Source organism: Moorena sp. SIO3I6 (genome assembly GCF_010672095.1).
The window spans coordinates 65,360-75,673 of record NZ_JAAHHU010000028.1 but is presented as its reverse complement, the minus strand read 5'-3'; the positions used below and the strand labels follow the sequence as shown (position 1 = coordinate 75,673).

Genomic DNA, 10,314 nt, shown 5'->3' with positions numbered 1-10,314 from the left:
GTGAAAGCAGCTGAGCCTTGATGGTACTTCTGGGCAACAATTACATAGTTTCGCTTTTCGTCATTGACGATAGCCGAGACTTCTCGGCAAGCATCTTGTTCTGGAGTGGCAAAAAACTCCTTGACAAAGTCATTAAACTCTGAGCTAGCCTGAAGAAAACCAATGTCTTGACCCACAAACCCCTCTGAGGGCAAGTTAAAGGTTTTGGCTAAATGGCGATTCACACCTAGGTATTGCAAATCCGAGCTAATCCAAGAAACAATCCCTGGTACTGCGCCTAAAACTGCCTGTAACTGATCTTTGGTCTTGCGCAGGTCCTCAAGGGCCTGCTGACGTTCGGTAATATCAATCCCAACGGTGAAAGCAGCTGAGCCTTGATGGTACTTCTGGGCAACAATTACATAGTTTCGCTTTTCGTCATTGACGATAGCCGAGACTTCTCGGCAAGCATCTTGTTCTGGAGTGGCAAAAAACTCCTTGACAAAGTCATTAAACTCTGAGCTAGCCTGAAGAAACCCAATGTCTTGACCCACAAACCCCTCTGAGGGCAAGTTAAATGTTTTGGCTAAATGGCGATTCACACCCAAGTAGCGCAAATCCGAACTAATCCAAGAGACAATCCCCGGTACCGCTTCCAACACGGCCTTTAACTGATCTTTAGCTGCCCTGAGTTCTTCTTGAGCTTGCTGACGCTCTCGCACCTCCGTAATTAGCTGAGCATTAGATGCTTTTAAGTCAGCTGTGCGTTGTTCAACCTTTAGCTCTAGCTCATCGAACGCTTTCTGGAGTTTTGCTTCAATTCGTTGCCGCTCAACTATTTCATGTTTCAACTGTGCCGTTGCCATTTCTAATACTTGTGCATTGGTCTCGAAAGACCTAGCTTTTTCAATCCATTGAGCCACCTCAGCCAATAATTCAATCACCACATTTGTGCTATAGGGTTCGATCAATGGTGTGGCCCTAGCCGACCCATTGTATTGGTGAGTTTGTGTATCACAGGCACAGTTATAGGTTTCAACCCCTAACCAGGGTAGGGGTTTAATCGGACGTTCACTGGTAAACACAATTTCAAATTGTCCAGTAGGCAAAATCCGCCCAATCCGGCATTTTTTGGCAATATGGTGATTGGGTTCGATTTGGACTAATCCTCCCGGAGCATCAAATTTCTGACCATAAGCTGCCACCCGTACCCGGTCTACTTCAAATGATTGAGCGGATTCCACGGCTTGTTTCCAAAGGTAAACCTGGGCATAGGCGGCTTCAATGGGGTCACTAGTCACTCGGTTAGCTCCGTAACGACGCTGAAAATTCTGGACAAACCGTTGATTATTAGGAGTGTTCAGACTCTGGAAATAGCTCCAGCTGGCATAATGTCCCGCCGCTGTATCCCCTATCCTTTGGAGTTCCGCCTCAGCCACACTCACTGCCATAATCGGAATCTCATCAGCTCTAATTCCAGAGGATTTGTACTGGCGATAGAAGGCTACATTACTGTCACCATTGAGGGTGTTGAAGACCACATCTGGTTGAACCTGTTTAATTTTGGTGATCACCTCACCCATATCTTGAGTGCCTAGAGCCATGTAATCTTCCCCAACCACTGTCCCCCCCAGTTGTTTCAGTTGCGCTTTAATAATCTTGTTGGCAGTCAGGGGGAAAATATAGTCGCTACCGATCAGATAAAATCGCTTACCGTAATTTTTCACCAGCCAGTTCACCGCTGGCTCAATTTGTTGATTTGGACAAGACCCGGTATAAAAAATATTGGGGGAACATTCCAGACCCTCATATTGTAGGGGGTACCATAGCAGAGAATTTAACACCTCGAATACAGGCAAAACTGCCTTACGAGAAGCAGACGTCCAGCAGCCAAAGACTGTGGCTACCTGATCCTGTTGAATCAGTTTTCTGGCCTTGCTCTCAAATTCCGCTGAGTTCGATGCGCCATCCTCAACGATCGCTTCGATAGGTTGACCAAGAACTCCTCCGGTTTGGTTAATTTCTGCGATCGCCATCAGCTCAGCTTCCACCAGGGGGGCTTCGCTAATTGCCATAGTACCTCTTAAGGAATGCAATATACCAACTCGTATACAGGGGTTATCAGTCTTGAAACTTGGCATTGCTTAAATTCCTGCAATATTTATTTGCAAATCTTTAACTTTTAATCACCCATCAGCCTCTCACTCTGGGTTTATCTAGCAACCGCAGGCGACGTGACCTACTATTAAATAATCAATGTTAAATCAAGCGCGAATGTAGCGAGCACCCTGATTAAGTCAGGATAAAACCGTGTTAGGGGAGGAATTTTTGTGGGTGTCAAGGAAATATTTTCGGGTCAACCTATTAACTACCTACACAACCCATCGAAGATGACTTAGTTTCTGGGGCAGTTGTGGTTATAGAAGTCAAATTTAGAGAATCAATAGAAAAGTGGCAAAATTTAGGAAAAATTTCGAAATTTTAGTTTTAATTTCCATCTTTTATTCCCTCCCACCATTTACCTCTTCCCGATTAAGTCAATTACACTGCACCTCAACCAATTAGTACAACAATAATATAAATAACTTAAAATTTCCTGTGAACTTATATTTCAATATAACGACTATACAATTCTTTACAAATATCTGATGTCTCTTTGGATACTATCACTGAAAAAATTTTGTTTGGCGTTGCTGATAAAAGTGAACTCATCCCACCACTCAAGTAGATGAGATATAGAGTTATGAGATAAGCATTCAGCCAACAGAGGTCAGCGGTCAGCCGTGAGCTAAAGGCTCACGCTACTTGAGGTGCTTTGTGGCACAGGCTTTGGCCACGCGGGGCGCGTTTGGCCACGCTGTGCGAACGACGCGCTTGAGGTATAGCAGTCGCCAGGGCAGGCGCGGACATGACAAAAGTCTCAAACCTAAGTAAGCGCAAGAGTTTGACTTCTGACTTCTGACTTCTGACTTCTGACTTCTGCTATAACTCAGCATTATTCCAATGCTTACTTGTTTTATTCCAAAGCTGATAGCTGATACGCGACACGCTGATAGCTGATAGCTTACAGAAATGCTATATACTACACCTTAGTTTTTGACAAATGACAAATGACAACTAGCTAATGACAGAAACGGAAAGGGAAACGTCACCTTCTGCGGTAGTCTAGAACAAGTAAATTGATCTGCCTTGTAGAAATTGACAGCCCTATGACCTCTACCGTTACCAGTCCTGCCCGGACAATTCGCATCGGTTCTCGGAAAAGCCAACTTGCTCTGATTCAGACTTACTGGGTACAAGAGCAACTGAAAAAACATTTTCCAGACCGAGAGTTTGAAGTCCAGACCATGAGTACCCACGGAGATAAAATCCTGGATGTGGCTTTATCTAAGATTGGGGATAAAGGGTTATTCACTAAGGAACTGGAATTGGGAATGCTTAGGGATGAGATCGATTTTGCGGTGCATTCCCTCAAAGACTTGCCCACCAAATTGCCAGAAGGGTTGGTGTTAGGGTGCGTCACAGAACGGGAGAACCCCGCAGATGCTTTAGTAATGCACCAAAAGCACCAAGATAAACAGATAGAAACGTTGCCAGAAGGCTCGATAATTGGAACCTCCTCCCTCAGACGGCTGGCTCAGCTGCGCTACCATTTTCCCCATCTGAGTTTTAAAGATGTTAGAGGGAACCTAAACACCAGACTGGCCAAACTGGATGCTGGTGACTACGATGCACTAATTTTAGCAGTAGCTGGGCTACAACGACTGGACATGAGCGATCGCATTCACCAAATTTTACCACCAGAGATCTCACTCCATGCTGTGGGACAAGGGGCTTTGGGAATTGAATGCCGTGAGGATGATCAAGAAGTCTTAGAACTACTCAATGCGATCGCACATCCCCCCACTGCTCAACGCTGTTACGCGGAACGGTCATTATTAAGAGCGCTCGAAGGTGGCTGTCAAGTTCCCATCGGTGTAGACACTCAGTTGGAAGGCAATACCCTAACCCTAACAGCTATAGTGGCTAGTGTGGATGGGCAAAGACTTGTCAAAGATACCATTCAAGGGGAGCAGAGTCAAGCAGAAAATCTGGGACTCGAACTTGCCGAACAGCTCAAACAACAGGGAGCACAAGAGATTTTGGATGAAATTTTGGCTCAAATCGAGCGGGAATAGGAATATAGCTGAAAATTCAATCCAATTCCTGTCCGAAACGCTATAGATTTTATAATTTTCGCAAAGCCGCTTTTAGTGTAGGAAAAGGCTAAGGAAAAGGTTTTTTAAGCCATAGCCTTTTTCTTTTACCGTAGAATTTTTCAGAAGGCTAGAGTAAGCTAGGATAGCCGGAAAGCTGAAGGTTCTTCGATCAAGTCAACAGAGGAGTTAAAGGTCAATTCCTGAAAAGTTCTGCTCCATGTTTCAGGCTTGATCAAATGCACTTCATCCTTCAAGCTTGCAGCTATTTCCTAGGCACTAACAACAAATAATTGACAACTAACAGATGAAGATTCTATTCGTTGCGGCGGAAGCAGCTCCCATCGCGAAAATTGGCGGTATGGGGGATGTAGTGGGATCATTACCCAAAACCTTGAGGCAATTGGGACCCGATGTCCGAATTTTCATGCCTTACTACGGCTTTTTGCCCGATAAAATGGAGATTCCAGAGGAACCAGTGTGGTCCGGTGATGCTATGTTTCAACACTTCAATGTGTTTGAAACCCTACTACCCAAGACTGATGTCCCCTTATATTTATTTGGTCATGCTGCCTTTGCTGGTCGCCAAATCTATTCTGGAGATGATGAAGACTGGCGATTCACCCTATTTGCCAATGGTGCAGCTGAGTTTGCTTGGAACTACTGGAAGCCTGATGTTATTCACTGCCATGATTGGCACACGGGCATGATTCCGGTTTGGATGCACCAATCATCAGATATCAGCACAGTTTTCACAATTCACAACCTGGCTTATCAAGGCCCCCAGCGCTGGCGCTTAGAAGAAATTACTTGGTGTCCCTGGTATATGCAAGGTCATAATACTATGGCAGCAGCTGTACAGTATGCTAACCGGGTAAATACTGTTTCTCCCACCTACGCTCAACAAATCCAAACGGCTGAATACGGTGAATCCTTAGAAGGTTTGCTGTCATTTATCAGTGGTAAAACTGTTGGAATTGTCAATGGTATTGATACAGAAAGTTACAATCCCGAAACCGATAACTACATTCCTCACAACTTCACCGCAGATACTCTCGACATCCGCAGCAAAAACAAAGTAGCCCTCCAGAAAGAAGTCGGCTTAGCCATCAACCCGGATACCTGTGTGATCAGTATGGTTTCCCGCTTAGTGGAACAGAAAGGGATTGACCTGCTCGTGCAAGTTTTACAGGGTTTCCTAGCTTACACCGATTGTCAATTTTTAGTCCTAGGTACGGGAGAGCGCTACTATGAAACCCAACTGTGGGAAATCGCATCCCGCTATCCAGGACGAATGTCTGCTCAAATCCTCTATAACGATCCTCTAGCTCGACGCATCTATGCTGGTAGTGATCTATTCTTAATGCCTTCCCGCTTTGAACCCTGTGGGATTAGCCAAATGCTGGCTATGCGTTACGGCTGTATCCCCATAGTACGACGTACTGGGGGTTTGGTGGATACCGTTTCCCACCATGATCCGATCAAGCAAACTGGCACCGGTTACTGCTTTGACCGCTATGAACCGTTAGATTTTTATACTTGTATGGTTCGGGCTTGGGAAGGTTTCCGCTACCAGAAAGAATGGCGGAGTTTGCAGCAACGAGCTATGAGCCAAGACTTTAGTTGGGAGAAGTCAGCCAGGGAATATATCAATATGTACCAAGATCTGGTAGGATTACCGGCAGAAGTACCTCAACATGTACCACAAGACAACCATTTAGTTGTTGCCAGCTAGACAGAACATTCCATAAGTTACACCTATTCTGTTACTGTGAACAGTGATCACTAAGGATGGCTAATTTGGTAGTGATCAACAAGTAGTGATTTGGCTACAGTCTGGTCAAAGTAACAGGAGCTAAAATCACTACTTGTGTACCACTACCGCTAATTTAATATGGCTAATTTAGTTTTAAATTAGTAAAATTACCATGGCCTTCCCTTAGTGGATTGGTGCTACAGCTGTTTCAAATTAGGTGCATGACTACTAGACTGCATGACTACTAGACAGAGAACCTTAGGGGGGGTTGCTATGAAGATTATGGGGAAACCGGTATTAAAACCCAAGCGCAGCAATTATTCTAAGTACCAAGGACGGTGGAGCCGCCTAGAGGGCAAGATTTTCCCTCCTCAAGGCTCTAACCGAACAATCTCTCCTTCATTCCTCAACCGCAAATCTCTAGCTCAAGTCATGCCCTGGGGGGTAGCCATGTTGCTCTCCCCAACTGGGCTACCAGCAATAGCACAAATCACCTCAGCAGAAGACAGTGCAGGGACAATTGTAACTCCTAATGGTCAAAGCTTCGATATTACTGGTGGTAGCCTCTCTAGTGGCGATAAACCGAATCTGTTCCACAGTTTTGAGGAATTTGGACTCGATTCCGGTCAGATTGCCAATTTTATCTCTAATAATCCCCAGGTTAGGAATATTTTGGGACGAGTCGTAGGCGGTGATCCCTCAATTATTAATGGTCTAATTAAAATCACAAGCGGTGGCAGCCCTAACTTATACTTAATGAACCCAGCAGGAATTATTTTTGGGGCTGGTGCTCGAATAAATGTCCCTGCTTCCTTTACAGCAACCACAGCGACTGGGATTGGCTTTGAGGACGGGAATTGGTTTGATGCCTTTGGTGACAATAATAATTACCAGAACTTAATTGGTGACCCCACTAGCTTTGCCTTTGATTTAGCCCAACAAAGAAGTATCATTAACGCTGGTGAGCTGGAAGTGCCAGACAATAGCACTATCGCCTTGATCGGGGGTAGTGTGATTAACACTGGGCAAGTGAAGGCACCGGGAGGCAATATTACTATCGCTGCTGTACCAGGGGAAAGTCTGGTTAAGATTTCTCAATCTGGAAATTTGTTGAATCTAGAGATTGACCCCCCTCGTACACCAAATGGGCAACCATTAATTACCGCACTAGATATACCAGAGCTACTGACAGGACAAGCCCAAGGCATTGAGACGGGACTCAGTGCCAATTCCAATGGAACCGTGCAGCTGACAGATTCTGGCACCACAGTTCCCACTGAGACAGGAACAACCATTGTCTCGGGGACCCTAGATGTTTCCAGCCCAGAACTTAGGCGACGCAGTGTAACAGTATTAGGCGATCGCATTGCTGTAATTAATGCCACCATTGACTCTTCCGGCGGTAATGGTGGCCAGGTGTGGATTGGGAAGCACCCCCAAGACAATCCAGACAATGTAAATTTAAATGCCAATCGCACCTTTGTCAGCGGTGATTCCTTGATTAAGGCTGATGGAGAAGCGGCAGATAGAGACGGAGGTCGAGTTACTGTCTGGTCAGAGGAAACCACAGCATTCTATGGCGAGATTACTGCCCGTGGCGCTGGAGAGCAAACTTCATTGTCCCCATTGTCCCCAGATGCTGGGACAGTTGAGATATCTAGCCAACAGACTTTAATCTTTGATGGCACAAAAGTTGATGTCACCGCCCCTCTTGGTGAAAACGGCACGATTACATTCGACCACAATAACATTAGTATTGTACCTGGGACAGGGATTGCTGGTCAGCAGCTAGCAGATAATCCCCTTGGTTTTGATGTGATGGAAATTTTGTCGGGGGATGGGGGGACATCTGGCTTTACCCTTGGCGCGAATGCCCTAGAACAAGTTTTGGGCAACATTGTTCTGAATACTAGTAATGATATTACCGCCCCTAACGTGTCTCTGAACTTTTCTGGAGATATCACCATTAATGGCGTTAATGTCACTCTAGGTGATATCAAGACAAATGGGGGAGCGATTACAATCACAGCGTCTGAGGCTCTGAGCACAGAAGAGCTTAACTCATCAACAACAGTTGGCAAGGGAGGGGATGTTACCCTCGATGGCGATAATATTCAGGTTAGCTGGATCAATGCCCAAGGTGGTATTGATGGGAAAGGCGGCAATGTGGAAATTACCACAGAAGGTTTTTTTAGAGCCACTGGGACGTTTGACACCTTAATCGAGGGCAAAGAAACAGCAGTCAGCATTGCTACAGTTGGGGGAGATGGTGGAGGAAAAATCACCATCAGTCATGGGGGAAACGGGCAAACCCCCTTTGAGGTGGGAAATAGTATTACTAATGGTACAGAGGGAGCTATTTCTACAGGTGATTCTACCATTCTTCCACCAGAATCCTTTTTGACTTCAACGAGCTCAGATTCAGGTGATATAGAAATTAATACTGGGGAGCCATCTTCAAATGCGACTAGCGCAGGTCAAGCAATGGCTACCAATTTGTTGGGGAATTCTTCGACTAGCGCAGGTCAAGCAATGGCTACCAATTTGCTCGGTAATTCTTCGACTAGCGCAGGTCAAGCAATGGCTGAAGATGTGATTTCAAATTCGACTAGCCAAGGTCAAGCAATGGCTGAAGATGTGATTTCAAATTCGACTAGCCAAGGTCAAGCAATGGCTACCAATCCCTATTCAAATCCGGCTAATATATTCCCCAGTCGCCCTCAACTATATCAGTATTCCCTTGAATTATTACCAATTCTTACTCAACCAAAGCCTCAGGCAATTGCTCCCAAAACAGAATACACTCAAATAAACCATAAAAATACTAAATTAGAACCTAATTATAATCTTAAAAACCTTGAGTTTGTTAATTTTCCCCCTAAATCGAATTTAATCAACATTTATTACAATCAACCAGCACCACAGACTATAGCAGAGATTACTAATACTAATAGTACTAATATTAGTCAATCACTGGCACAATCAGTCCCACAGCAAGTTACCAGTAAATCCTCTAAATCTACCCTAGAAGCTGAAGCTGATGTTAAACAACTTGAGGGAGGCTTTACCTATGCCTTTGAAAAACATCTAGGCATTAGCAACACTCCCATAGTCACCCTGGAAGAAGCCCAAGCCCACCTGCGCCAGATTGAAAATATTACTGGACTCAAACCAGCCCTAATTTACCTCTTCTTTAAACCAGAATTTAAACCGGAAACTACTAAGGGCAATCTAGTCAATTCTAAAGGATTGACGTCAACCAAACCGGAACGAGAGAGAACGGAAAATCGGCAAAAGACTAGGTCACACTGGCAAGAAAATCTCGATACACAGCTGGAATTACTAGTCGTTACGGCTTCGGGAGCAGTAATTCGAAAACAGGTGCAGGGAGCAACGCGATCGCAAGTTCTCTCTGTTGCTCGGGAATTCCACAGGAGTATCACCAATCTCGAAAGCGCAAATGTCTACCTACCCTTGGCTCAGCAGTTGTATCGTTGGTTGATTGATCCAGTAGAGCAGGAGCTAAAAGCCCAAAAAATAAATAATCTTGCCTTTATCATGGACGTTGGTTTGCGCTCCTTACCCATGGCAGCACTTCATGATGGCACTGGGTTTCTTGTAGAACGATATAGCCTTGGTTTGATGCCAACTCTATCATTAACCAACATGAACTATGTAGACATTAGGAAATTTCAAGTCTTGGCGATGGGAGCATCCCAGTTTAAGAACAAAAACCCATTACCAGCAGTTCCTGTAGAGTTATCGATGGTTACAGAACAACTGTGGTCAGGAAAGGCATTACTTAACGAAGCGTTCACCGTAGCAAATTTGATAAAAGCTCGTGCCTCACAACCCTTTGGTATCGTTCATTTGGCTACCCATAGTGAATTTTTAGCCGGTAAGCCAAGTAATTCCTACATCCAGCTGTGGGATACCAAGCTGCAACTTAACCAGTTGCCTAAACTAGGCTTAAGTAAGCCTAAGGTGGAGTTGTTGGTCTTAAGTGCCTGTCGTACTGCCTTAGGAGACGAGCAAGCCGAATTAGGATTTGCCGGTCTAGCAGTGCTAGCGGGGGTCAAGTCCGCATTGGGAAGTCTCTGGTATGTCAGCGATGAGGGTACCCTGGGGCTAATGACAACGTTTTACGAAAAATTACAGCAACTCCCAGTCAAAGCCGAGGCTATACGGAAAGCTCAGTTAAATTTGCTCAGGGGCACAGTACGTCTCGAGAGAGGGCAGTTGGTAACGGATCAGGGCAGTTTTCCTTTACCGCCAGCGTTAGCTAAGTTGCCAGATGTGGAGTTACGACATCCCTACTATTGGAGCGCTTTTACCCTAATTGGTAACCCTTGGTAATGTTTGATCCTGATTAACAACTCCTGC

Annotated in this window: 4 protein-coding genes; 3 read left to right on the top strand and 1 reads right to left on the bottom strand. The window is 45.1% G+C overall.

Annotation, left to right across the window (positions count from 1 at the left end; genetic code table 11):
* The coding region (urtA, locus tag F6K49_RS10825) for an urea ABC transporter substrate-binding protein (protein ID WP_293096461.1) at nucleotides 1–2,120 on the bottom strand (2,120 nt) is incomplete at its 3' end.
* A gap of 1,068 nt (nucleotides 2,121–3,188) precedes the next feature.
* Between urtA and hemC the strand changes: the two genes are divergently transcribed.
* The 3 genes from hemC (at nucleotide 3,189) to F6K49_RS10810 (ending at nucleotide 10,287) form a co-directional block, all read left to right on the top strand.
* Nucleotides 3,189–4,157, top strand: a complete 969-nt coding sequence (gene hemC / locus F6K49_RS10820) for a hydroxymethylbilane synthase (RefSeq protein WP_293065073.1) — start codon at nucleotides 3,189–3,191, stop codon at nucleotides 4,155–4,157.
* 325 nt (nucleotides 4,158–4,482) lie between these two features.
* Nucleotides 4,483–5,910: a glycogen synthase GlgA gene (glgA, locus tag F6K49_RS10815; RefSeq protein WP_293065071.1), complete on the top strand. Its 1,428-nt coding sequence runs from the start codon at nucleotides 4,483–4,485 to the stop codon at nucleotides 5,908–5,910.
* 258 nt (nucleotides 5,911–6,168) lie between these two features.
* Nucleotides 6,169–10,287 carry a CHAT domain-containing protein gene (locus tag F6K49_RS10810; protein ID WP_293096446.1) on the top strand — a complete coding sequence of 1,373 codons (4,119 nt, stop codon included), beginning with the start codon at nucleotides 6,169–6,171 and terminating at the stop codon, nucleotides 10,285–10,287.
* Nucleotides 10,288–10,314 lie beyond the last annotated feature (27 nt).